Origin of the sequence: Cytobacillus sp. NCCP-133 (assembly GCF_026011715.1) — a bacterium.
Lineage (GTDB): Bacteria > Bacillota > Bacilli > Bacillales > Cytobacillaceae > Cytobacillus.
Genome location: NZ_BRVM01000016.1, coordinates 42,799 through 63,959 on the forward strand (window position 1 = coordinate 42,799; position 21,161 = coordinate 63,959).

General features: G+C 39.3%; 27 protein-coding genes. 7 read left to right on the forward strand and 20 right to left on the reverse strand.

The annotated features are described in order from the left end of the window. Positions 1-18 precede the first annotated feature (18 nt). The 4 genes from NCCP133_RS16675 to NCCP133_RS16690 form a co-directional block, all read right to left on the reverse strand. Positions 19-1,422, reverse strand: coding sequence for a sensor histidine kinase (locus tag NCCP133_RS16675; protein ID WP_264806209.1), 1,404 nt, complete (start codon positions 1,420-1,422; stop codon positions 19-21). Then, positions 1,419-2,099, reverse strand: coding sequence for a response regulator transcription factor (locus NCCP133_RS16680; RefSeq protein WP_264806210.1), 681 nt, complete (start codon positions 2,097-2,099; stop codon positions 1,419-1,421). The genes NCCP133_RS16675 and NCCP133_RS16680 overlap by 4 nt, the downstream gene beginning before the upstream one ends. Next, a complete protein-coding gene (locus NCCP133_RS16685) occupies positions 2,096-3,076 on the reverse strand; it encodes a YncE family protein (RefSeq protein WP_264806211.1) in 981 nt (326 codons plus the stop codon). Before NCCP133_RS16685 ends, NCCP133_RS16680 begins: the two co-directional genes overlap by 4 nt. A 142-nt stretch (positions 3,077-3,218) precedes the next feature. Then, positions 3,219-3,479, reverse strand: a complete 261-nt coding sequence (locus NCCP133_RS16690; RefSeq protein WP_264806251.1) for a hypothetical protein — start codon at positions 3,477-3,479, stop codon at positions 3,219-3,221. 121 nt (positions 3,480-3,600) lie between these two features. On the opposite strand from NCCP133_RS16690, the gene NCCP133_RS16695 reads away from it, so the two are divergent. After that, entirely contained in the window at positions 3,601-3,843 is a 243-nt protein-coding gene (locus tag NCCP133_RS16695; protein WP_264806212.1) for a DNA alkylation repair protein, read from the forward strand. Positions 3,844-3,892: 49 nt separating this feature from the next. Here NCCP133_RS16695 and NCCP133_RS16700 read toward each other — a convergent pair whose 3' ends face one another. The 3 genes from NCCP133_RS16700 to NCCP133_RS16710 all read right to left on the reverse strand — a co-directional run bounded on the left by NCCP133_RS16700 (position 3,893) and on the right by NCCP133_RS16710 (position 6,376). Then, the gene (locus NCCP133_RS16700; protein WP_264806213.1) at positions 3,893-4,735 is read right to left on the reverse strand and encodes a hypothetical protein; all 843 of its coding nucleotides are present in this window, start codon (positions 4,733-4,735) and stop codon (positions 3,893-3,895) included. A gap of 326 nt (positions 4,736-5,061) precedes the next feature. Continuing rightward, positions 5,062-5,982: a CobW family GTP-binding protein gene (locus NCCP133_RS16705; protein WP_264806214.1), complete on the reverse strand. Its 921-nt coding sequence runs from the start codon at positions 5,980-5,982 to the stop codon at positions 5,062-5,064. Then, positions 5,975-6,376, reverse strand: coding sequence for a hypothetical protein (locus NCCP133_RS16710; protein WP_264806215.1), 402 nt, complete (start codon positions 6,374-6,376; stop codon positions 5,975-5,977). Before NCCP133_RS16710 ends, NCCP133_RS16705 begins: the two co-directional genes overlap by 8 nt. Positions 6,377-6,489: 113 nt before the next feature. Between NCCP133_RS16710 and NCCP133_RS16715 the strand changes: the two genes are divergently transcribed. Then, positions 6,490-7,104 carry a class I SAM-dependent methyltransferase gene (locus tag NCCP133_RS16715; protein ID WP_264806216.1) on the forward strand — a complete coding sequence of 205 codons (615 nt, stop codon included), beginning with the start codon at positions 6,490-6,492 and terminating at the stop codon, positions 7,102-7,104. Positions 7,105-7,159: 55 nt separating this feature from the next. On the opposite strand, the gene NCCP133_RS16720 is transcribed toward NCCP133_RS16715, so the two are convergent. The 3 genes from NCCP133_RS16720 to NCCP133_RS16730 all read right to left on the reverse strand — a co-directional run bounded on the left by NCCP133_RS16720 (position 7,160) and on the right by NCCP133_RS16730 (position 10,080). Next, positions 7,160-8,068, reverse strand: coding sequence for an LCP family protein (locus NCCP133_RS16720; protein ID WP_264806252.1), 909 nt, complete (start codon positions 8,066-8,068; stop codon positions 7,160-7,162). A 149-nt stretch (positions 8,069-8,217) separates the two neighbouring features. Next, positions 8,218-9,714 (reverse strand): S41 family peptidase, encoded by a 1,497-nt coding sequence (locus tag NCCP133_RS16725; RefSeq protein WP_309298083.1) that lies wholly within the window; start codon positions 9,712-9,714, stop codon positions 8,218-8,220. 168 nt (positions 9,715-9,882) lie between these two features. After that, the gene (locus NCCP133_RS16730; protein ID WP_264806254.1) at positions 9,883-10,080 is read right to left on the reverse strand and encodes a heavy-metal-associated domain-containing protein; all 198 of its coding nucleotides are present in this window, start codon (positions 10,078-10,080) and stop codon (positions 9,883-9,885) included. Between the two features lie 442 nt (positions 10,081-10,522). Between NCCP133_RS16730 and NCCP133_RS16735 the strand changes: the two genes are divergently transcribed. Next, entirely contained in the window at positions 10,523-10,768 is a 246-nt protein-coding gene (locus NCCP133_RS16735) for a hypothetical protein (RefSeq protein WP_264806217.1), read from the forward strand. Positions 10,769-10,789: 21 nt separating this feature from the next. Here the strand turns inward: NCCP133_RS16735 and NCCP133_RS16740 are convergent, their stop codons facing one another. Then, positions 10,790-11,659 carry a M15 family metallopeptidase gene (locus NCCP133_RS16740; protein ID WP_309298084.1) on the reverse strand — a complete coding sequence of 290 codons (870 nt, stop codon included), beginning with the start codon at positions 11,657-11,659 and terminating at the stop codon, positions 10,790-10,792. Between the two features lie 199 nt (positions 11,660-11,858). Further along, positions 11,859-12,563 carry a purine-nucleoside phosphorylase gene (gene deoD, locus NCCP133_RS16745; RefSeq protein ID WP_264806219.1) on the reverse strand — a complete coding sequence of 235 codons (705 nt, stop codon included), beginning with the start codon at positions 12,561-12,563 and terminating at the stop codon, positions 11,859-11,861. 154 nt (positions 12,564-12,717) lie between these two features. Here deoD and NCCP133_RS16750 point away from each other — a divergent pair, with 154 nt between their 5' ends. Both NCCP133_RS16750 and NCCP133_RS16755 read left to right on the forward strand, forming a co-directional pair. Next, positions 12,718-12,846: a hypothetical protein gene (locus NCCP133_RS16750; protein ID WP_009332576.1), complete on the forward strand. Its 129-nt coding sequence runs from the start codon at positions 12,718-12,720 to the stop codon at positions 12,844-12,846. A 15-nt stretch (positions 12,847-12,861) separates the two neighbouring features. Further along, complete coding sequence (locus tag NCCP133_RS16755) at positions 12,862-13,011, forward strand: hypothetical protein (RefSeq protein WP_009332577.1); 150 nt, start codon at positions 12,862-12,864, stop codon at positions 13,009-13,011. 42 nt (positions 13,012-13,053) lie between these two features. Here the strand turns inward: NCCP133_RS16755 and NCCP133_RS16760 are convergent, their stop codons facing one another. Further along, entirely contained in the window at positions 13,054-13,362 is a 309-nt protein-coding gene (locus tag NCCP133_RS16760) for a YodL domain-containing protein (protein WP_264806220.1), read from the reverse strand. 452 nt (positions 13,363-13,814) lie between these two features. Here NCCP133_RS16760 and NCCP133_RS16765 point away from each other — a divergent pair, with 452 nt between their 5' ends. Next, positions 13,815-14,684, forward strand: coding sequence for a glycerophosphodiester phosphodiesterase (locus NCCP133_RS16765; protein ID WP_264806221.1), 870 nt, complete (start codon positions 13,815-13,817; stop codon positions 14,682-14,684). Between the two features lie 42 nt (positions 14,685-14,726). Here the strand turns inward: NCCP133_RS16765 and NCCP133_RS16770 are convergent, their stop codons facing one another. After that, complete coding sequence (locus NCCP133_RS16770) at positions 14,727-15,497, reverse strand: sporulation protein (protein WP_264806222.1); 771 nt, start codon at positions 15,495-15,497, stop codon at positions 14,727-14,729. Between the two features lie 289 nt (positions 15,498-15,786). Then, positions 15,787-15,960: a YozD family protein gene (locus tag NCCP133_RS16775; RefSeq protein ID WP_264806223.1), complete on the reverse strand. Its 174-nt coding sequence runs from the start codon at positions 15,958-15,960 to the stop codon at positions 15,787-15,789. Positions 15,961-16,155: 195 nt separating this feature from the next. On the opposite strand from NCCP133_RS16775, the gene NCCP133_RS16780 reads away from it, so the two are divergent. Then, positions 16,156-16,317: a hypothetical protein gene (locus tag NCCP133_RS16780; RefSeq protein ID WP_264806224.1), complete on the forward strand. Its 162-nt coding sequence runs from the start codon at positions 16,156-16,158 to the stop codon at positions 16,315-16,317. A 5-nt stretch (positions 16,318-16,322) separates the two neighbouring features. On the opposite strand, the gene NCCP133_RS16785 is transcribed toward NCCP133_RS16780, so the two are convergent. The 5 genes from NCCP133_RS16785 to NCCP133_RS16805 all read right to left on the reverse strand — a co-directional run bounded on the left by NCCP133_RS16785 (position 16,323) and on the right by NCCP133_RS16805 (position 21,127). Next, the gene (locus NCCP133_RS16785) at positions 16,323-17,018 is read right to left on the reverse strand and encodes a hypothetical protein (protein ID WP_264806225.1); all 696 of its coding nucleotides are present in this window, start codon (positions 17,016-17,018) and stop codon (positions 16,323-16,325) included. Positions 17,019-17,251: 233 nt separating this feature from the next. After that, a complete protein-coding gene (locus tag NCCP133_RS16790; protein ID WP_264806226.1) occupies positions 17,252-17,473 on the reverse strand; it encodes a YozE family protein in 222 nt (73 codons plus the stop codon). 290 nt (positions 17,474-17,763) lie between these two features. Beyond that, on the reverse strand, positions 17,764-18,048 hold the full coding sequence (locus NCCP133_RS16795; protein WP_264806228.1) for a YokU family protein: 285 nt from the start codon (positions 18,046-18,048) through the stop codon (positions 17,764-17,766). Positions 18,049-18,058: 10 nt separating this feature from the next. Then, positions 18,059-19,498, reverse strand: a complete 1,440-nt coding sequence (ablA, locus tag NCCP133_RS16800; protein ID WP_264806229.1) for a lysine 2,3-aminomutase — start codon at positions 19,496-19,498, stop codon at positions 18,059-18,061. Between the two features lie 201 nt (positions 19,499-19,699). Then, positions 19,700-21,127, reverse strand: a complete 1,428-nt coding sequence (locus NCCP133_RS16805; RefSeq protein ID WP_264806231.1) for a sigma-54 interaction domain-containing protein — start codon at positions 21,125-21,127, stop codon at positions 19,700-19,702. Positions 21,128-21,161: the final 34 nt, after the last annotated feature.

Below are 21,161 nucleotides of genomic sequence, written 5' to 3' on the forward strand. Positions count from 1 at the left end.
TTATATCCATTCTTTCTTTTAATCCATCTCAAGGATTGGCAGGAAAATTCTTATGACTGTCCCCTGATCCACTTTACTTGATATGATTAAATTCCCTTGATGCAGTTTTATAAGTTTTTCTGCAATTGCAAGGCCCAAGCCTGTTCCTCCGTCATCTCTTGAACGGCCTTTATTGACCCTGTAGAACCTTTGCTTTATTTTGTTTACATGTTCCTCAGGTATACCTATTCCAGTGTCCTCTATGTCAATTATGCCTTTATCCTTCTCCTGATATAAACGAATGCTTATTCCTCCGTTTTCCGTATAGCGAATAGAGTTATCCATAATATTCTGGATGACCTGCTCAATTCTGCCTTCATCTCCGTTAATGATAATTTCAGGATCTAAATCATAATGAAGCTTCAGTTTTTTTTCACAGATGATAGGCTTGTATTTTTCTATTGAATCTTCAATGAGCTGTGCGAGCGGCAGAGGCATTTTCTCCATCGGATATTCATCTGATTCAAGCTTGGACAAATCAAGCAAATCCCCAACAAGCCGATCCATTCTTCCTGCCTCCCTATGAATTAGCTTTAAATACCTTTGTTTCTCTTCGTCTGTATGGACCATATCTGACATAAGGGCATCGCTGTACCCTTTTACATAGCTGATGGGGGTCCTGAGCTCATGGGAAACATTTGCCAAAAACTCTCTCCTTCGTTCATCCTCTTTTTGAATAGAAGAGGACATGTGGTTAAACGCATGGGCCAGCTGCCCAATCTCATCAAGAGAATTAATATTCAGCTGTACATCATATTGTCCCTGTGAGACATGCTCGGCAGCATCCTTCATATCAAGAAGCGGTTTAGTCAGTTTTTTGATAAGCATGGTGCCCAATAATATACTAACGACAGTAAAGATCAATGCTGCTATAAACCATACATAGGCAAAGTCTTTTGTAATCTCCGATATTTTTGCAAGAGGCAAGTACAAGTAAATGATGCCTTGAAGCCTGTTTTCATCAAGCAGAGGAATAATGACACCCATTATTTTGCGGCCGAACCTTTCTTCATAGCCCAATTTTTGTACAGCATTTCCTTGAAGGAGCTCTTCTCTCTCTTCCTGCCCTATTAAAGACTGATAGTCAATATCAAAGGGCAAACAGGCACTTAACTCCCTAGGGTTGCTGACAATGAAGATTTCTGTTTCAGACTTGGAATTATACCAGTCAATCTTCTCTTTAAGTTCTTCAGTCAAGGGTCCTCCCTGATACTCCATGGCTAAACGCTGCCCTTCATCAAAGAGCGATTTTTCAACATTCTTGACATAAATTTTTTCATAAAAAAGATAGGATAAAAAATAGGAATAGAGAATCGTAATCAATATAGCTGCTGTCACAGTCAGCCACATTTTTTTTGCGAGACTATTAGGCAGAAACCTCATTCACCCGGCACCTCAAATTTATAGCCCACTCCCCAGACAGTTTGAATATAGTCTCCTACTCCTAATTTCATTCTTAAGGTTTTGATATGGGTATCAACCGTTCTCAGACTTCCGGTATATTGAATGCCCCATACCCTCTCGAGCAGCTGCTCCCTGCTTAGGGCTTGGTTCTTATGTTCAATGAAAAAAAGGAAAAGTTCAAATTCTTTCAAGGTCAGCGGTATGGCCTTTCCTTCAACTGTAACTTTACGCGCTATTTTATCAAGAGTGATTTTCCCTATTTTCAAAAAGCCAGTATCACTTTTGGCACCCCCTGTTCTCCGCAGTACAGCATTGATCCTTGCTATAAGTTCTCCAGGAGTGAATGGTTTAACAATATAATCATCACCCCCGAGCTGAAGAGCCTTTACCTTATCCCATTCCTCTCCTTTTGCAGAGAGGAATATAATCGGGATTTCTGAATTGCCCCTAATTCTTGAGCATACTTCATACCCATCTTCTTCAGGCATCATGATATCCAGGATAACGAAATCGATTGCTGTGTTTTTTAGGATATTATACGCCTCACTACCATTTTCAGCGGTAAAGCACTGAAAACCTGAATTGCCAAGATACATTTCTATTAGATTCCTCATATCTGCTTCATCATCTATGATCAGGATGTTTTGCATGCTCATTTCATTCTCTCCCTTAAAACAATTTTGAAAGGTCCTTTGCCAACTTTAATTGTTTTCAGCGATTTTAAACTTTCAGGATCGAGGATATGGATATCATTGCTATCATAGCCGGCAACCAATAATCGTTCCTCAGCAAGTGCCATTTCAAAAGGATTGGCTGCAACCGAAACCGAGGCAGCCTTCTCCCCTAAATCATTTATTTTATATAACATGTTTGACCCATGGCTTAAAACATATACATAGTCATCTTTTTCAAGAAAATTTACCGGCATTGAAGGCGCAGGAATCGTCTTTTTTAATGCTCCTGTCTCTGTATCGTAAACATGGATATTCTTTTCAATTTCGATTCCTTCTCCATGGCCCCCAATCCATATTTCATTGCTTCCGTCATTAAGCCAGGCCCCCGCAGCAGATGGATGGATTGCAAATTCCTCCGATTTCTCTTTTGATTGAAGATCAATCCCCGCCAGCTTTTCACTGTTGAAGCTGAGCACAAATAACTTTTTTAATGGCTCTGACTCTAATATGGTTAGCGGGTCGCTTCCTGCTTCAATTTGTTTGAGCTCTTGCCCTTGTAAATTAAAAAATCGAATCTTGTTCAGATTCTGATCAACCAGGGCAGCTTCCTTTCCACTATCCAGAAGCAGTCCGTTTACAATCCCAATACCGGTCTCCCAGCTGCCAATCTTTTTCCCTTCTTTTAAAGAATACAAATCAGCCTTTTCCAGCTGGCTCCCAAAAAAAAGAATCGTATCCTGGTCCGGCAGTATTAGGGCACCCGTATATGGCTTTTCCATTCTCCATTCCTCTGCAATGGCCATTTTTTTTAAATCCACAAAGGAAACAGACATATCCTTTATATTGACTGTGGCAGCAAAAGATAGTTCTTCCGGAATTGAAGGGAGCTGTTTTTCCATACAAGAAGAAAGGATGATGGTCATTAAGATCAAGATGACAAACCCATATTTTTTTAACATTCCATGTTCTTCTCCTTATGACAATCTTACCTTTATCATACAGCAATTTTGTGAGATAAATGTGAAAGGAACTTGAATCTTGTCACACAAGGATAATGCAATAGAAACATACATACGAAAAATAGGAAGCGCTCACCACTTCCTATTTCAAACTTTCAAGCTGCTCTATATGCAATTCAATCAGGGCTTTTTTATCAATATCACTCAAATTTGAGGCTGATATTCTCTTGATAGCCAGAAAAAACTTTTCATAAAGAGGCTTACGGACTCTGGGATGGGAGTTTTCATCCTTGAGTTCTCTTGCAATGGTTTCTTTCAACAATAATTCTGCGTCTTCATTCCCGGATAATTTTCGGTTGTTCCACAGCTTTCTATATTCTTCAAGGAGTTGATCGAAATCCATCTTCAAAATGTGCACATCCCTTCCATACAAGGAATTTTCATGAACTCTATATGTATTTTTACATAAATAAATTTGCAAATGCAAAAAATATAGCTAATATGCCAGAAAGGAGAATAATTGCATGAACTCACCCTATCGCTGCCCAAATTGTAAAACGAACAGAAGCCGGTTTAATATAATCCAGCAGGTTCCCCAGTCAATCAAAATGGATCCGCAGACAGGGCAAGTGCTTGAAGAGTATAGCACCGAACAGCTATCCCCTTTTCACATGCCCTATAAGGGTCCTGATAAACGAGTACAATGTGCAGCTTGCGGTTTAGTAGAAGATGAGCGTACATTTATTAAATTTGGCGAAAAGCAATAGTACAGCTGCCAAACTCTATATTTTAAATGTAAAAAAAGCTTGAGATCATCTATCTCAAGCTTTTTTTTATTAAATGGTTTTCTTCCAAGAACCGCCTATTATCCACCTTCCAGGAACCAGCTGGCGAGAATCGGACAAGCTGTATACTGCCTCTAAAGTGCTGTCTGCCGCTGTTCTTAATAAACAAAACAACTTCAACCGGTATTTCAAGGGTTAATTCCTCTTCTAAATCCTCCGCAGGAAGCACAGGCATACTGACTAGCCTTACATTTTCAATGGCAGGCATTAATTTAATCCAATTGAATGGCTGAAGGGATAAGGGCTGAACGATTTTGGGATCTTGCTGTTTCAATCCGGCCATGAACGCACTTACTGCATCATAAGGATTAGCACTATATAAGTAGTCTTCCAGCCTGCCGGCAGCTTTTAAAATCATCAATTTATGTGATAAGTCCATAAAATTCGTTCTGTGTGTTGTACTGCCATAAAAGTGGATACAAAAATGGCCTGGAAAGTTATTTTTAAGAGCACCGCCTCCATGAGGCATTCCGTGCATAGATGCTGCAATCCATTGGTCTCCATGAATAACAATGATTGCCCGCCTTTTCCAGCTCCATTTTCCTCCATAAATGCTTTTCATAATCTTTGTTTCGTTGGCGTTTAAAGGCTGAACGTCAGCGTGATGGCTGCCCGCACGCCTCTGTACTTTAAATTTTTTGCCCGATTCAACATCTAGGACCGTAAACTTGCTATATTTAGGCAATATAGTATTTGCCCGTTCCCAAGGAAGCATGTCAATTCTCCAGCTTACCCCCTCCTCGACAGCCCATGCAGATGAACTGCCGGCAGAAAAAAATGCGATAGCCATTACGATTGATTTAAAGATTTTCATTAGCTCCACTCATTTTTAATAAATTTTTCAGTTTAACTTTATATAAAAGAGTTTCCCAAAAGCTCACTTCCTTCATTCATTGAACCAAAAAAAATCGCATCCTTCTCTAGATGCGACTCCTTTAAAATCGATTAAAAATAGCGCTAATCAGTTGATTGGCAAGGTTTATAATAATTATTGACATACCAATGCCGCTTAATAAGCCTATAAGATCGCGCAAAAAATTATTGCTGATCCTCCATTTTTTCATCTGGGTGAAACCATTAATCCTATTGAACATGAACATTTTTCAATTGGCTGTGTTAAAGCCTTGCACTATGTATTCTTCACAGCTTTTCCTCAAGCATTTTTAGCTGTTTTTCAATTGTGGCCCAATTAAGATCCTCACCAATAAAAACCATATTCAGCGGCATATTAATATTTTCCTGCAAATATAAAGGCATGCCGTAAGAAAACTGAAATAACGAAGGATAACGTGATGGAGCCAATTTTAGATAGCCTTTTATTCTGTACACTGTATCAGGGAGCCCTCGTAAAAAGTCCTCAAAGCCAGCAAGGTTTACTGGGTGTTTAAACTGATAGACATAAGTGCTTAATTTTAAATCAGAAAAAACATGAGTGCGAGCTGCTTCACTCTTTTCACCCGGTGACATTCCCCTGATCTGCTTGATAGCGACCTTGGAGTAAGATGTCAGTATGCTAAAAGCCCGGCTATTAAGAGCCTGTGTGTCCATTGTAAGCTGTGATTGCTCTGCATCAGTAATCTGATCAGCCTTATTCAGAACAATTAAGTCAGCATGGCGCACTTGTTCAACTAACAGCTGCTGAACCTGCGGACTTAAACATTTGCGGTTAAGCCATCTTGGCCCATCAACTATAGAAATGATTCCCTTTACAATTATGCAGTCTGCAAATAGCGGTGATAGGATGCTATCAAGCACTTCAATAGGATGTGCTGCGCCAGTGGTTTCAATATAAATAGCTTTAGGCTTTTCAATTGTTAGCAATTCCTGAAGCTGGGCCTCCAGCTTATCAGAAATCGTGCAGCATATACATCCGTCCAGGAGCTCTTTTAAAGGAACATCCTCTTCCACCGAGTCAGAATCTATTGATACTTTTCCAAGCTCATTCATCATAACAGCTACTTTTCTTCCTTGCTTTCTTTCATCTTTAAGGAGCTGCTTAAGCAAAGTCGTTTTCCCGCTTCCAAGAAAACCAGATAGAACATAGATTTCGGTTTTATACATCTTCTTCCCCTTTTTCACGCTCTGCCAGCATTTCTTCTATCATTACATTCATTTTTTTCTCAATTGAATTCAGATCCAGATTCGTGAGATATCCAACTGGCTGAAACATTTCCTGCTGGCATTTCCATATGGGAATATAAGCATTCGGAAAATAGTCTTCTTCTGTCTCAATCCCAACCTCAAGAAATGATTCATAATCCATAGTAAAAACATCTTCATTGGCAGCACTTTTTCCTTTAATAGTCCTGATTAGATCGACAACAAGTTGTTCATATACGGGTTCAAAGTCTTGTTTATACTTATTTTGAAGTTTTTCTGCGAGTTTTTGGCATTCCTCTTCTAAGAATGAAATTTTTTTTCGTGTTTCCTCATGAAGTTCTACTATCTGTTTCAAAGGATCACCTCTTCATAGCTATCCTGTCTAATGAGTCATTGTATATGATTTTAGCAGTGCGTACAAACCATAAGGTATATTTGTTATAATCTCCTTATTAAGGAGGTGGTTTAATGCTTAAGAATACCGGAGAAAGAATAATTTTGGAAGAATTGCCCCTTACAAATGGCATGCTTCTGGAACATTTGGCACGTTATTATTTTGCCCTTTACTATGCCAAAGGCAGAGTACTTGATATTGCCTGTGGCACAGGCTATGGGTCCAAGATCATGGCGAAATCCAAAAAAAATGAAATAGATGAAATTATTGCAGTTGACTTAGATGAAGAAACATTAAAGTATGCAAAGCAACATCACTATCATCCCCTTGTCAAATATAGAAAAGCCGACGCCGCAAGTGAAAATCTTCAAGTTGAGTTAGGCCTTTTTGATGTGATTACAAGCTTTGAAACCATTGAGCACCTTGAGGCAGAAGATGCCTTTCTTAAAAATCTATTCAATATGCTGAAACCTGGAGGAATACTTATTTTGTCCACCCCTTTTGGGGATGGAAGAGGTAAGCCGACCAAAGAACCTTTCCATGTCCATCAGCTGACAGAAACTGAATTTATTGAACTGTTTGAGCCATTTGGAACGACAGAATTTTACTATCAGCGAAGCGTACTGATTGAACCAAAGAGAAAAGGCAAGCATTATCCAATAGGAATTGCTGTCTGCTTGAAAAGTTAAAGAGGAGCCTATGAGCTCCTCTAATTTTTTTCTAAACTTAATGCTGCTAATAATTTTACTTCTTTTCTGCCTGTAAAAACTGCTTAAGAGCTTCTGTGTTTTCTTTAAAATTCAATTGAAGAACGGCTCCTGCATGCTCATATGTTTTATTTTCATAACTGTCTGAAACAGGAACTCTTAAAGTTTCAATGTCAGTTATAGGATTCACAAGGAAAGAAGCGCCTAGGGAAAGGACCTCTTCAAGCTTTAAGTCAGTTTCTACATATTTCATTGCCTGGCTAATCACCTCAGGGAATCGCGCAATCCCTGCTGGTGTAGAGAATTCATCCATCACTTGGTCCTTTAAGGAAATTAATATTTCCTGCTGCCTGTCCACCCTTCCAAAATCACTTTGGCCATCGTGGCGGAATCGGACATATGATAAAAGGTCATTTCCCTTAAGCTTTTGTTTTCCTGGTTCTAGATTCAGCCCCATATCTTTTATCATGGCAGAAGTCACATTGACTTCGATTCCATTAGGTGCAATTGCATCGAGCATTTTTACAAACCCTTGGAAATCAATAACCGCTGTATGATCGATTTCCACACCAAAGTTATTTTCGATCGTTTCTTTCAGCAATTCCTTTCCGCCCATATAATAGGCATGGTTTAACTTGCTATAGGTATAAGTATAATCTGGAATTTTCACGTAGCTGTCCCTCATTAAGGAAACCAGCTTTATTGACTCACCTGAAGGTTCATAACTGGCAAGCAAAATCGCATCGGAACGGGAATCTTCCTCTCCCCGGCTATCAACCCCGATCAGCAGCAAGTTCATTTTATTTGAAAGCTTCATTGGCTCTTTATCAGCCTGATTTATTTCTGAAGATTCATTTTCTCGACCAGGCTCATTAACATTTTCCTTTTGAAGGAAAGAAGTGCAGCCAGAAAGGATTGAAGCAGCAAGCAAAATGATCATCAACATTTTCTTCAAGTTTATCACCCCTGAGTGTTCTTATGCTCTTAGATATCAGTTTTATTATCATTGTTGGAAAGAAAATTGCTTTATATACCCATGTTCTGCAAAGGCAATACATAATCAAAAAACTCTCCAAAAAATTGGAGAGCCAGTGATTAAGAGCCCATTTGTTCTTTTAAAATTTCAGCCGCTTTTTGAATTTGTGTATCATTCTCATCAATTTTCTCACGCAGTTTTTCCATTAGCTTGATCGTAGACTGTCCTGATAACACACCGGTTTGTTCAAGTTTTTCTGCAGACTGAAATTCTCTGACAGCCTGTTCAGTTTTTTCATCAAAGAAACCATCTTCTCTGCCAGGCTCATATCCAAGCGCCTTCAGCATTTGCTGTGCAGCTTTAACCTGTGTGGATGAAGAAGAAAGCTTTAATTCATGATCCGGATTAATAAAAGGTAAGGATGCATACTCCGGCAAGGATACTTCATGGTCAGGGGTAATTCCCTTTTTATGAATCCAATTGGCATCAGGAGTAAGCCATTTCTCTGTTGTAAACTTCATGTTGGAGCCATCAGAAAAGTCCTGTGCACGCTGGACAGTGCCTTTACCAAACGATTTTTCACCGACAAGCGGGACATCGGCAGATTCATTCACAGCTGCAGCAAGGATTTCCGATGCACTTGCGCTTCCTTTATCAATGACAACGACTAGAGGCATATCTGGGTTCTCTGCCTTAGTTGACTTAACTTCCTCTCTGTTGCCATTACGATCTTCAATTTGGAACAAAATCTCTCCTTCAGGCACAAAAAGGCTGGAAATTTTGATTGCCTGATCGAGAAGTCCGCCTGGATTTTGCCTCAAATCAAGAATTAAGCCTTTCATTCCCTGTTGCTGAAGTTCATTCAAAGTCTCAACGAGCTCTTTCGAAGTGCTTTCTGAAAAGGTGGTAATCTGCACCTTAGCAATTCCATCCTCCAGCATTTCGCCATAAACCGTTTCAAGCGGAATGGTGTCGCGAGTAATGGAGATATTCATTGGTTCATCCACTCCAGGGCGCTGAATGGCAAGTTCTACCTTTGTGCCTTTTTCACCCCTGATCAGCATAACTGCTTCTGTTGAACTCATCCCTTGAAGGCTCTTTCCATCAACAGAAAGGACCTTATCATTTGGTCTTAGCCCTGCTTTTTCAGCAGGTGATCCCTTTAGAGGCGAGACAATTACAATATAGCCTTCCAGCTCCTGAATCTCAGCTCCAATTCCCTCAAAAGAGGACGAGATGCTTTGGTGAAAGCTTTTCGCTTCCTCCTCGTTCATATAATCTGAATAAGGATCGTCCAGGGCTTCAAGCATTCCGTTGATCGCCCCGTTTATTAGGTTTTCCTGTTCTACTTCCTGGAAATAGTTTGCTTTTAGCGTATCATAAGCTGTATATAGCTTATCAAATTCCCTTCGTTCACTCGTTCCTACATCTACTGCTTTTTCATCTCCAAACGCCAGGGCAAATGTCGTAATGCCCGCTGAGAGAAAGACAATAAAAAACAGCAGCATAACAAAATGAAACTTCTTCATACGGATAAAACCTGAGTTGCTGTTATCCGGAGTTTCAGATGCTTCCTTGTTTAAATCTTCATTTTGCAAACTCTTCACCACTTTCATGACCGTAAAATTACTATGTACAATCCTTAATGATTAGAATAACATTTTTATTGAAAAAATAACAAAGAAAAATGCACAAAATAAATTTCTTAAAAAAATTATTCTAACCTTGCAGCTTCCACATGATTAAGAATAGCGCTTAGCAAAAATCAGCTAAGCGCTTTTGTTTTAGGCCACTCCATAGCCTTGATCTTTAATTGCATTTATTAGATGGTTCCTATTCGCTTTCTCTGGATCATATTCCACTTCAACCTGTTCTTCAAGAAAAGCAATTGAAACACTTGCCACTCCATCAATAGACATTAGAGCATTTTTAACAGCTTCTTCACAATGCCCGCAAGTCATGCCTGCAACTTTTAATGCCATCTTTTCCAAGGTTAACGCCTCCTTCATTCCAAGTACTCTCTTTATCTTAGTATTACCTCATTTGAGGAATAGGATAAACATTCCTTGTGTTAGAGTGTGCTATCATGTTATTCCTCTCAATTTTACTCTTGTTTAACTGAAGTAGACCGTCTTCGTCGCTTCTCTCTTAAGCAACTTTTTGCTGCGTAAGGAAAGCTTTTTTCCTTTTTTTCAAGACATCAACCAAAAGCTTTTTTAGAAATATTAACTTTATCCCTCACTCAAACCGATTTTCTTTCAGTTTATCAAGCCCTTTGAAAATATTAAGTAAAAGAAAAGATTAATTGTTTAGCAAGTAAAATCATATTTTAATATACGACCTGCTTATTTATGCACGCAGCCATCTCCATTAAGTAACCCCCGTGCGTTTAAAGCCTTTCAAATCCAAAGGAGTGATCAAATTATGATAACTGCGTTGTTATGGCTAAGCTTTGCCCTCTCCCTAATCAGCCTTATTGCCGGTATCATGAATCAATCATGGAACCTGGCATCATTAAGCGGACTTTTGCTGCTACCACTTGCTTACTACTTATTTGGAGCAGAGAATGGCATCCGCTATTTAATGTTCCTGCCTACAGTACCTTTTATAATCGCAGTCATCTATTATTTTCAATCCGGACAAAAGGCCAGCAAACAAAAAGGAAATTAAAAAGAGGCCATAATCGGCCTCTTATATTTTCTTTACGATATTAAAATATTCCTCTAGTGTCCATTTTTTTTCAAAAATAACTTTAGCTGCATTTTCTCCAACATAGCGGAAATGCCAAGGTTCATATTTATAACCCGTTATGCTTTCTTTTCCTTTTTGATAACGGAGTATGAATCCGTATCGATGAGCATTTTCTGCCAGCCACTTGCCTTCCTTTGTTTCACCAAATTTCTCGGATAGCTCCAAATTGGCACTTCGGCTCGAAATATCCATCGTAAGGCCTGTCTGGTGTTCACTGGTTCCTGGAACAGCAACTGCTTGCATTGCCTTTTCCTCCCCAACTCGTGTAACCTCAGCATCAAAAACTTGAGATTGCCTATCATACGAACGATAGCCTGAGACGGCAAAAAGCTCCACTCCGGTCTGCTGTGCTCCTTTAAACAGATTTTCCAGTGCAGCAGCAGCATCCTGCCGCATATAGCTCTTTTCAAGATTTAAATTCCCATAAGAAAATGATACATCCGGAATAACCAATTGAGAAGGTTCATAATCATCCGGCAAACTGAACTGTTTATTGACAAGAACCATCACATTGTCTGGATTTTGAATTACATTTTTTCCGTTTACTGCTTTTATATCATTAAAATACGAAGCTTCCAAAGATAGAGAATCTTTTTCTAGGGAAGATTGCTTTGATTTATCATGACTTGCTTCCATCGAAGCACTCTCTTCCTCAATGGATTGTTCAGGAACTTCTTCTATGCTCTGCTCTTTTTTCAGGAACGGTATTTTTTCGATTAGCGGTTCCACTTTCTCTATATAAGGGTCAAGCTGGCTGCACCCGGATAGCAGTATGCCTAGCGTTCCCGCTAATATTAAGATCTTTTTCATTCAATTCACCTATCTTTATATTTCTTTGCAACAGTACTATTTTAACACTCCGCGTCAACTATTCCATCCTTGAGGAAAAAACAGGACCATCGGCTCAAAATGAAGGAATATTTTTAATTTGTATTTTATGCCAGAATCATTTAATTTTAACCTGAAAAAAGACAAAAACTGGCTCATTAGATGAACCAGCCCAATGTTTTTATTCCTTGATTACAGCTTCCAATGCAACTTCAATCATTTCATTAAAAGTTGTTTGTCTTTCTTCTGCTGTTGTCTCTTCTCCAGTTAGGATATGGTCACTTACTGTCAGGACGGATAATGCCTTTCGGGCAAATTTCGCGGCAAGCGTATACAGAGCAGCTGTCTCCATTTCAATGGCAAGGATTTGATATTTAGCCCATTTTTCAAGTTCTGAGTTGTCATTATAAAACATATCCGCAGTGAACACATTTCCAACCTTTAGATTTAACCCTTTCTCCACCCCAGCATCATACGCTTTTTTCAGCAGGTCGAAGTTAGCTGTTGGAGCAAAATCCACTCCGCCGAAAGTAAGCCTGTTCATCTGGGAGTCCGTAGAAGAACTCATTGCCAAAATAACATCCCGGACTTTTACATCCTTTTGGATTGCACCGCAAGTTCCAACACGAATTAAATTTTGTACATTATAGCTCTGCATTAGTTCATTAATGTAAATAGAGATTGAAGGAACACCCATGCCCGTCCCCTGTACAGAAATGCGCTTGCCTTTATAGTTTCCTGTATAGCCGAACATGTTGCGGACTTCGTTATAGCATTCTGCGTTTTCCAAGAATGTTTCTGCAATATATTTTGCACGTAACGGATCTCCCGGAAGCAGGACCGTTTCCGCAATTTGACCTTCTTTAGCACCAATATGTACACTCATCAAACATAACCTCCAATTCGTTCTGAAGCCTCTGTAAATGCTTTCAAATCACACTATACCATATGTAGCAAGAACATAGAAATAAATAAGCAAAAGCATGTTTTTTCCCTATTCGGGAAAGCTATCATTAGCTTTTCCAAAGGAGGTTCTGAACATGCCACAAAAAGGGATGAGCAAAAAGCTGAGACAGGCCGTTCAGCATGCCAATGAAACAAACCCGTCTTCAAGAGCTAATACTGAACCGCATACATCAAAAACTGTCAAAACAAAAAGCAATCGATAATTTGGAGGGATTCAGATGGGCAAAAAGCATCGCAACCGCATAAATTCGCCAAAGAAGAATAATCATATACCTGCCGAAGCCATAATCGCCGAACAAGAAGCCCATGGTAAAGAATATACGGCCAATAAGCGCAAAAACAGCCCAGGGTCCAACATAACGGAATAAATACGAAAAAGGAGGACAGCTGTCCTCCTCTCATAAATTTTGTTAACGGATATGTATTCGATTTATTTCTTCCCATCCGCCAGGCTTAAGCTGATAATAATACTGCCCTCTTCGTCCTTCATCAATATAAAGAATGTCTCCCGTCGAAATAAACCGGCCGGTAAAGTCAAATGGAATTCTGTCTGGTACATTAAACCTTCTAAAAACATTATCAAGGCATTCCTCATGGGTCGATCCTTCAACATTCAAGCGGTAAACTTGCTGAAACCCTTTTTTGTCCCTGAACTTGGGTGTTTGGAATATCGTCACATCATACTCTTTCCTTCTGATTCTCGTTAACTCCTTCAGCATACAGCATCCCCCTCTGTTTTGTGATAAACCCTTGTTTGTTAGTGGTAAAAAAATTCTACAATTGGATTTGAATTTTTCTATGTTTCTTGGCCGCTTGATGTATAGTGGCTTTTTTGCTGATGGTGTGATTTCTGGCTCTATGGACCCTTCATGGCGACCTTTTCGTGGCTGCCGACATCATTTCCTGCTTCATTAATCTTCGCAACAACATTTCAGCTACTGCTGACGCAAATTTCGTCTTCATCCCCTATCTGGCAGTCGATTTCACTCCTCATATTCCAATTTTCAGGCTTTTTATATGATTATTGTTAAATTAGCTATTTTCCATGTCGTTTCCTTTATCAAAATTATTCTAGTTTTGTCGATTTTAGAGTATTTTTATTAATAAAGCGCTTTCAAACAAGTCAATCCCGCATAGTATATAAAAAAGACATTTATTGGAGTGATGAAAATTGGGGGTTTTTAAAAAGCCATTTTTATTTTCGTTCATAACCGGACTGCTTTTGATGACTATCTCTTACTTTTTTCAGCCTCTTATGCCATTTCAATCCATAGCACATAGAGGAGCTTCAGCATATGCTCCGGAAAACACGATCGCTTCATTTGAAAAAGCAGTTGAATTAGGTTTCGACTATATTGAATTAGATGTGAGGTTCAGCAAAGATGGACACCTTGTAGTGATTCATGATGCTAATGTAAAACGAACTACTGATGGGAAAGGCTTTGTTGGAGATTTGACGGTTAAGGAAATTAAGAAACTTGATGCAGGTTCATGGTTTTCTTCTGCATACGAAGGGGAGCGCATTCCCTTGCTTAACGAGGTAATAGAACGCTTTAGCGGACAAATTGGGCTGTTAATTGAGATGAAAGCTCCAGAAAACCAGCCTCGCATGACAGAAGTCCTCGCAGAAATGCTAAATAGCTGCACTCAAGAAAGCAAGCTTGTAAAAAATATAAAAGTGCAATCCTTCCATGTAAATGAATTGAAAAAGTTTCATCAGCTGGCCCCGGATATCCCTGCAGGCATACTCCTGAGTAAACAGCTTGATCTGTTTCATCTGGCTTCTTACCGTTCATTTGCCTCCTTCCTATCTGTCCACCATCTTCTACTCTCCAAATCCTTTGTCTCACAAGCTGAATTATTCGGATATGATATCTACTCCTGGACTGTAAAAAAACAATACCAATTTGCAGACATGCAGCGCCTTGGCGTGCATGGAATCATTTCTGATGAAGAGAAGAGACTGCCTGATTCCCGTCTGTATGCATTAATAACTCCCTTTTTGAAGGGACAGGATTTTCTTAAAACCTTATTGACTTAAAATAAAAAACGATGGGCTTTTCCCATCGTTTTTCAATATTCATCAGGCATATCTCGCAATCACAGATTGCAGTTTTTGCTGCATATATGGAATATCGCCATTTGTTACAGTAAGCCGTACAAAAGATTCATCCATTTCAAGCGCCTCAGCCAGGAAACCACCAAATCCCCTTGCTCTCCGGTCTACCTGCATAAGGATCTCGGTTTCTCCGCCTGGCTGTGGGAAAAATACTACTTCCAATTCATCAAGCCGTCCTATGAATGATCCGGAGACTGGAACAAATTCAAACTCCTGTATAAATGGCAGCCTGCGGCGAAGACGGTGTGGCGCCTGCTCACATTCGGCTTCTCTTAATCGGAAGCCCATACTGGATACAGTGTTTAAAACGGATTCCATTAACGGATTTGGAACCACTCTTATATAGTCCTTATCTGTAGGGTCCACTGAATTTTTAATATCGAGGCCAGTCGCAACCCAAATTTTTGTTTTTCCAAAAGATAAGGGTGTATCACTTGGAAGGTTAAAAGTAAAAGGGATTTTCCTTCGTTCATTTGCTGCGAGTGTGAAAGACTTTGCCAGCCTGAAGCGGTCAATCAATCCGGAAACTGTATATTTTTTACCTTCGGATTCCTTGATATATGTTGTATTTAAAGAAAGGTAAATATCATCAATTTTCTGCTCGGTATTCCCTCCTAAAATCTCAAGGACTCCTTTTAAATCTTCTCCCGGTGAGACTGTATCTCTTTCCAGCTTTGTATCAACTTTAGCCGATCCAATTCCCACACTTGCCAAAACTTTGTTAAAAAATGACATGTTATTCTCTCCCTAACCAATTTTATATTTATTACATTATATCTGGAGGTTTTACCTTTCACCTGCAAACATTTTTAACCTTTTCAGCGGCTTTTACTATATATTAACAAAACACTTCTTTCAAAAAGGTATACGTTTATATAGAAAAAAAGTTTCATTTTTTCAGAAGGCTGCAAAGAATTTTTTTCACTTGCTGATAAAGTATTTTCTTTATGTATACCTGCGTTCAATCCCTCTCCTTCTCTGCAGCAAAAAAATGACGAGCACGTTCCCCGTCATTTTTTTTATATTATTCTTCTTCGACTTCTTCATCAATAATGCATTTTTGCAATAAGTACTCAAAGGTTATATCCGCAAGTTCATCCAATTCTCCTTCAGTAGGCACATATCCCCTTTTTGCCAGCTCATGAAAGAAAAATTCTGCAATCTCTTCCGTATCAATCACAACTTCTATTTCCTTCACAGCATCGCCCCCTTTGTACAAAATGTATGTTGGTTCCCCTTATTTCATGCAAAACAACTGTCAGAAAAGTCTCATTCTTTATTTATCTATGAATTTATTAACCTTTGGCATTTTATTTGATTTTGGACATACATATGGGATTAACAGCTATAAATGATCAGTTGCAAAGAAAACGATTCGGGGGAGAGAAATAAAATGACCAGTATATCCAGACTAGCCGCTCTAATAAAAGAAGATGTCAATAACGAAGAAAGCTTAATCGTTGATTTATTTAGCAATCTATTAAATGGATGGTACAAACTTGTAGTTTGGTTCGGTGTTCCTTTTTTAATCTATATATTGATGTCCTGGTATTGAATTATTTAAACTGTGCTCTTTCCATCATTATTGGCAAGGTGCTTTAGTTTTCTAAGAATGACCCGCATGATATGTTTGTAATCATCATCATGAAACATTTCATAAAGAATACGATAATCATTATAGATATCAAGCAAACCATCAATTAGCAATTTTTTTTCTTTTATGCCTTCGAGCAGTTCCTTTTCAGCCTTGCGGAATGAAAGCGCTGATTCCTTTAATTCAGGCAGCTTTTCCTTTTTGTTGATCATATAAAGAAGTCCCAGCTTTTGGATAAATGCATCTGCACTTTCTGCATCCGCAACAAGCGTCAGTTCCTCTTCTCCTGCCTCCAGCCATTCCCCGTCATTTATTCTGGAGAGCTCATAAATAACATCTTCCCATGCATCTTCTTTGTATCTCCAAATCTCAGTCCTGAAGCCTACTATTTTGAAAAGATCCGAACCATACCCCTTGACTTGGACAAGGTCTCCAAAAAAGTATTTGTATTCGATATCAATGTGCTCCTTTTCCATGATCTCACCTTCATACTCAGAGAGCAGCTGAAGGCTGGATTCCATATAGAGACCTTCACTTTTATTGACTTCATAGACGTACATATCATCAAGCCACTTGACGTCTGTCACTTTTCCAACTGTTCCGTAAATAGTGATCACAACTGTATCACCGACTTTGTACTTTGGTTTTTTCCTTTTGCTCATGTCCTCCATCCTCTCAGACCTGAGTCGTGAGTATTGAATACAATAGTATATGCACATTTTCTAAAAATCGTCCGTAGGTTGATGATAATCGAAGCCGAAAGCGGGGCTTTTTCGGAGATCCCATCTAACTCAATTCCAATAAACAGGGTACTAAACTATAATATGCTTGAAATTAAAAAACACTCCTTTTTCAGGAGTGCTTGGAGTTTCTCAATCATTAAAGGCTTTGGACCTCAGCTTTCGGAAAATACATAAAGCTCCCATGCTTCATCAAAGACTGACATGCTTTCCAAGTAAAAGCCGCTTAATTCCAGGTATGAGCTGATTTCATCATAATCATAAGAGGTTTTCGGGAAGCTGTGATCCTCGTATGCGTGGTTAGCAAAGTGGCTAATGCTATCCAATGGTTTAGGATGCCTGTATTTCATTAAAAAGTGATAAAAGGTTTTTGACATAATTACCCCTTCCCCATCAATTATCGGTCGTTTATTTTACTTAATACTATAAGGGATTTATGCTTACTGCGTCTACTCATCAAAGATTTTTGCACAAAAAAAACAACCCGTTCAATCATTACGGGTTGTTTCCCTATTTATTTCTATCGATCGGTTTTCGCTATTTCTTTAATAGCCCAAATAATATTAAATGTGAGAATTGCTATGGAAACAGGTACTGTATTAATCGATAGAATTTGTGACGAACAGGTGAAGAAAATACGAACATTTTTCTGACTTTGATTTATCTCCTAGGAAGTAAAGTCAAAATAGTTTCTCTTAAGCAGTCTCGGCTGCTCCATCAGCTGAGTGTAACTGATTTCTTTTCCGATTTTTTTCGTATCGATTAAAAATAGCTGATCCTCGATTTCTTTTATAAGTTCATCAGGCTGATAAACCATGTCGCAATCATTGCAGACTGTGGAAGGTGTTTCATTAATTTGAATCGCCCGAGTTCCATCTGGAAGCTCCCAATAAACGGTTTCCCTGCTATTAGCAATATTATTGCTTTCGCACCATGCGCATTTACTTTCCATTTTCAGCCTCCTATTCCTTGGTTGCTGCAGTCTTTACATCTGCTGCATCTGCTGCAGCTGTTGGGCCCTGCTTTGTCTGCTGGGCTTTAAATTTCTTTTCTTTTAATTCATCCCTTTTATCGCGCTTATCTTTTAAAGAACTGTGTGAAGGATCGCTGTCATACTTTTCGCGGCGATCCAGTCTTGCCAGACCTTCAGGCACGAGGTTAAATTGCTGGTCATTCATCAGGGCTGCTATACCCACATTTGATTTTTTCTCTTCCATATCTGTATAAATTTCTTTAAAGTAGCCTTCCGCCCGGCCAGGAACATAGTTTTCCGGTTCCGGATAAGAGGTGATTACACCTTCAAAGTTGCGGAGCACCACTTTGTCGGCGCTTTGCGAGATCAAATAATTGGGCTGCAGGGAGATCTTCCCGCCGCCGCCAGGTGCATCGACCACAAAAGTCGGAACAGCATAGCCTGATGTATGTCCCCTTAACCCTTCAATAATTTCCAGTCCTTTGGAAACTGGTGCACGGAAATGGCCGATTCCTTCTGAAAGATCACACTGGTAAATGTAATAAGGCCTGACTCGTATTTTAACAAGGTCATGCATCAGCTTTTTCATAATTGGAACGCTATCGTTAATCCCAGCAAGAATAACGGATTGATTTCCTACGGGAACTCCGGCATTGGCTAACATTTCACATGCTCTCTTTGAATCTTCAGTAATTTCAATGGAAGTATTAAAATGTGTATTTAACCAGACAGGATGATACTTCTTTAAAATATTGCAAAGGTTTTCAGTGATTCGCTGCGGAAATACAACCGGGGCTCTTGTGCCAATTCGAATGATTTCTACATGGTCGATTTCCCGTAGATTTTTCAAAATATATTCAAGGATATTATCATTAATTAATAGGCCATCACCGCCAGAAATGAGTACGTCCCTGACCTGTGTTGCACTTCGTATATATTCAATTGCAGCATCAAGCTGTTTTTTCGGCACTCCCATTCCAATTTGGCCGGAGAATCTTCTTCTTGTACAATAACGGCAATACATCGAACATTGGTTTGTTACCAGAAACAAAACCCGGTCAGGGTAGCGGTGTGTCAGGCCAGGGACTGGAGAGTCTTCATCCTCATGCAGCGGATCTTCAAGATCATATTTTGTTTTATAGATTTCTTTTGAGATCGGAACGGATTGCATTCTCACCGGGCACCGCGGGTCATCCGGATTCATAAGCGATGCATAATAAGGTGTAATATTTAATGGAATGGTCTTTGTTGAAATTTTTACTCCTTCTTCCTCTTCAGGTGTAAGATTAATGACCTTTTTCAGGTCATCAACTGTACGAATGGTGTTCGTCAGCTGCCAAAGCCAATCATTCCACTGTTCCTCCTTGACACTCTTCCATAGGTCTATATCTTTCCAGTGCCTATCTGGTTTGTATAAAAAGTTTTTCATTCAAATTCCCCCTGTGTGAGTTTCTTTTCTAATAATCTTGCAAGAACCATGCCAATTATTTTAATATTTGTATAATTATATGAAAAGGAGAGATGAAGGGAAGATTTTCATCATTGAAGAGGCTGTTGCATAACAAAGTTTCACATAGAGCAAAAAAAAAATGCCGATTATCCGGCACTGAACAGGTTTCCTAAACTGGTTTTATGAATGCGAAATTTGTCCATTTTCATGGGCATTCATTTTGTACTTGGATAGCTTATATTGAAGAGTCTGACGGGGTATATCCAATAACTTGGATGCTCTTTTTATATTCCAATCAGTTTGCTGGAGCGCATTCTCAATTAGTTCTTTTTCTAGGTCCTCTAAACTGGACCTTAAAGAAAGTCTGCGGGCAGGCAGACCTTTGAAGCCTGCTTGCAGCTTCTGCTTCATCATCACTGGCAAATCTTCCGTCTCTAAAAAATCACCTTCGCAAACATTCATCATATACTCGATTGTATGTTTCAATTCCCTCACATTTCCCGGCCAGCTATAAGCATTGAAGAATTTAAGAATTTCTTTTGTGCTGCCTTTAACATCTTTATTAAAAGAGTGGTTAAATTGATTTATAAAATGCTTGGCCAAGAAGTCAATATCTTCTGCCCTTTCTCTTAAAGGCAGCAATCCGAATGTAAGGACGTTTAAGCGGTAAAATAAATCCGTTCTGATTTGCTTTTGTTCAAGAGCTTCTCCAGGATGGATATTCATGGCGGCAATCACCCTCACATTTACCTGGGAGTTTTTTGGACTGCCGACTCTTCTCACCATCCCATCCTCAAGCACCCTTAGCAGCTTTGCTTGAAGCTCAATCGGCATGGCATGAATTTCATCCAAAAAAAGCGTTCCCCCATCAGCCAGCTCAAACAGTCCCGGTCTGTCTACGGCACCCGTATAGCTTCCTTTTGCCGTTCCAAACAGGATGCTCTCGAGCAGTGACTCCGGAATAGCTGCACAGTTTTGCGCTATAAATGGTCTGCTTGTTCTCGAGGAGGCATGGTGGATTCCCTGGACAAAAAGTTCTTTTCCGCATCCGCTTTCGCCAAAAACAAGAATAGGAGAATCAGACTTTGCGAGCTTTACAGCTTCTTTCTTTATTTTTTGCATTTCCTTGTTAATGGTAAGTAGGCTGTCCAATGTGTATTGCACATTCTTTAGCTTATTTGTTTTTTTTGCAGGTCTCTTAATTTTTTTCTGCAAATCAAGCAAACTTTCCGAGAGCAGCTTTAACCTGGAATAATCCTTGGCAATCTCAACAGCTCCGGCTGCCTTGCCATTTACTGTGATGGGCAAGGTCGTGTTGATTGTTTCAATTTGAACACCATGAACATTCACATACGATTGAGTTTGATTATAGATCGGTGTTTTCGTTTTGATTACTTTTAGCAAGGTGCTTGTCTCTTCATCCAAAGAAGGAAAAACTTTTAAAACGGGCTTTCCTAAGACCTCGGAAACCTCTAATCCATCATGTTTGGCAGCAATTTCATTATAAAAAATGGTATTGCCATTCAAATCGACAACATGAATTCCCTCATCTATCCCTTTTAAAATTGCAGCCAAAACCTCTTTGGAGATGGCTTGTGTTTCAATCATCAAGATCCCCTCCCATATCATGTATATGATGGGG

Bases quoted from the DNA above. Each gene is read 5' to 3' on its own strand.
- NCCP133_RS16675 (WP_264806209.1), bottom strand. From the start codon at position 1,422: ATGAGGTTTCTGCCTAATAGTCTCGCAAAAAAAATGTGGCTGACTGTG.
- NCCP133_RS16680 (WP_264806210.1), bottom strand. From the start codon at position 2,099: ATGAGCATGCAAAACATCCTGATCATAGATGATGAAGCAGATATGAGG.
- NCCP133_RS16685 (WP_264806211.1), bottom strand. From the start codon at position 3,076: ATGTTAAAAAAATATGGGTTTGTCATCTTGATCTTAATGACCATCATC.
- NCCP133_RS16690 (WP_264806251.1), bottom strand. From the start codon at position 3,479: ATGGATTTCGATCAACTCCTTGAAGAATATAGAAAGCTGTGGAACAAC.
- NCCP133_RS16695 (WP_264806212.1), top strand. From the start codon at position 3,601: ATGAACTCACCCTATCGCTGCCCAAATTGTAAAACGAACAGAAGCCGG.
- NCCP133_RS16700 (WP_264806213.1), bottom strand. From the start codon at position 4,735: ATGAAAATCTTTAAATCAATCGTAATGGCTATCGCATTTTTTTCTGCC.
- NCCP133_RS16705 (WP_264806214.1), bottom strand. From the start codon at position 5,982: ATGTATAAAACCGAAATCTATGTTCTATCTGGTTTTCTTGGAAGCGGG.
- NCCP133_RS16715 (WP_264806216.1), top strand. From the start codon at position 6,490: ATGCTTAAGAATACCGGAGAAAGAATAATTTTGGAAGAATTGCCCCTT.
- NCCP133_RS16720 (WP_264806252.1), bottom strand. From the start codon at position 8,068: ATGTTGATGATCATTTTGCTTGCTGCTTCAATCCTTTCTGGCTGCACT.
- NCCP133_RS16725 (WP_309298083.1), bottom strand. From the start codon at position 9,714: ATGAAAGTGGTGAAGAGTTTGCAAAATGAAGATTTAAACAAGGAAGCA.
- NCCP133_RS16730 (WP_264806254.1), bottom strand. From the start codon at position 10,080: ATGGCATTAAAAGTTGCAGGCATGACTTGCGGGCATTGTGAAGAAGCT.
- NCCP133_RS16735 (WP_264806217.1), top strand. From the start codon at position 10,523: ATGATAACTGCGTTGTTATGGCTAAGCTTTGCCCTCTCCCTAATCAGC.
- NCCP133_RS16740 (WP_309298084.1), bottom strand. From the start codon at position 11,659: ATGAAAAAGATCTTAATATTAGCGGGAACGCTAGGCATACTGCTATCC.
- deoD (WP_264806219.1), bottom strand. From the start codon at position 12,563: ATGAGTGTACATATTGGTGCTAAAGAAGGTCAAATTGCGGAAACGGTC.
- NCCP133_RS16750 (WP_009332576.1), top strand. From the start codon at position 12,718: ATGCCACAAAAAGGGATGAGCAAAAAGCTGAGACAGGCCGTTCAGCAT.
- NCCP133_RS16755 (WP_009332577.1), top strand. From the start codon at position 12,862: ATGGGCAAAAAGCATCGCAACCGCATAAATTCGCCAAAGAAGAATAAT.
- NCCP133_RS16760 (WP_264806220.1), bottom strand. From the start codon at position 13,362: ATGCTGAAGGAGTTAACGAGAATCAGAAGGAAAGAGTATGATGTGACG.
- NCCP133_RS16770 (WP_264806222.1), bottom strand. From the start codon at position 15,497: ATGTCATTTTTTAACAAAGTTTTGGCAAGTGTGGGAATTGGATCGGCT.
- NCCP133_RS16780 (WP_264806224.1), top strand. From the start codon at position 16,156: ATGACCAGTATATCCAGACTAGCCGCTCTAATAAAAGAAGATGTCAAT.
- NCCP133_RS16785 (WP_264806225.1), bottom strand. From the start codon at position 17,018: ATGAGCAAAAGGAAAAAACCAAAGTACAAAGTCGGTGATACAGTTGTG.
- NCCP133_RS16790 (WP_264806226.1), bottom strand. From the start codon at position 17,473: ATGTCAAAAACCTTTTATCACTTTTTAATGAAATACAGGCATCCTAAA.
- NCCP133_RS16795 (WP_264806228.1), bottom strand. From the start codon at position 18,048: ATGGAAAGTAAATGCGCATGGTGCGAAAGCAATAATATTGCTAATAGC.
- ablA (WP_264806229.1), bottom strand. From the start codon at position 19,498: ATGAAAAACTTTTTATACAAACCAGATAGGCACTGGAAAGATATAGAC.
- NCCP133_RS16805 (WP_264806231.1), bottom strand. From the start codon at position 21,127: ATGATTGAAACACAAGCCATCTCCAAAGAGGTTTTGGCTGCAATTTTA.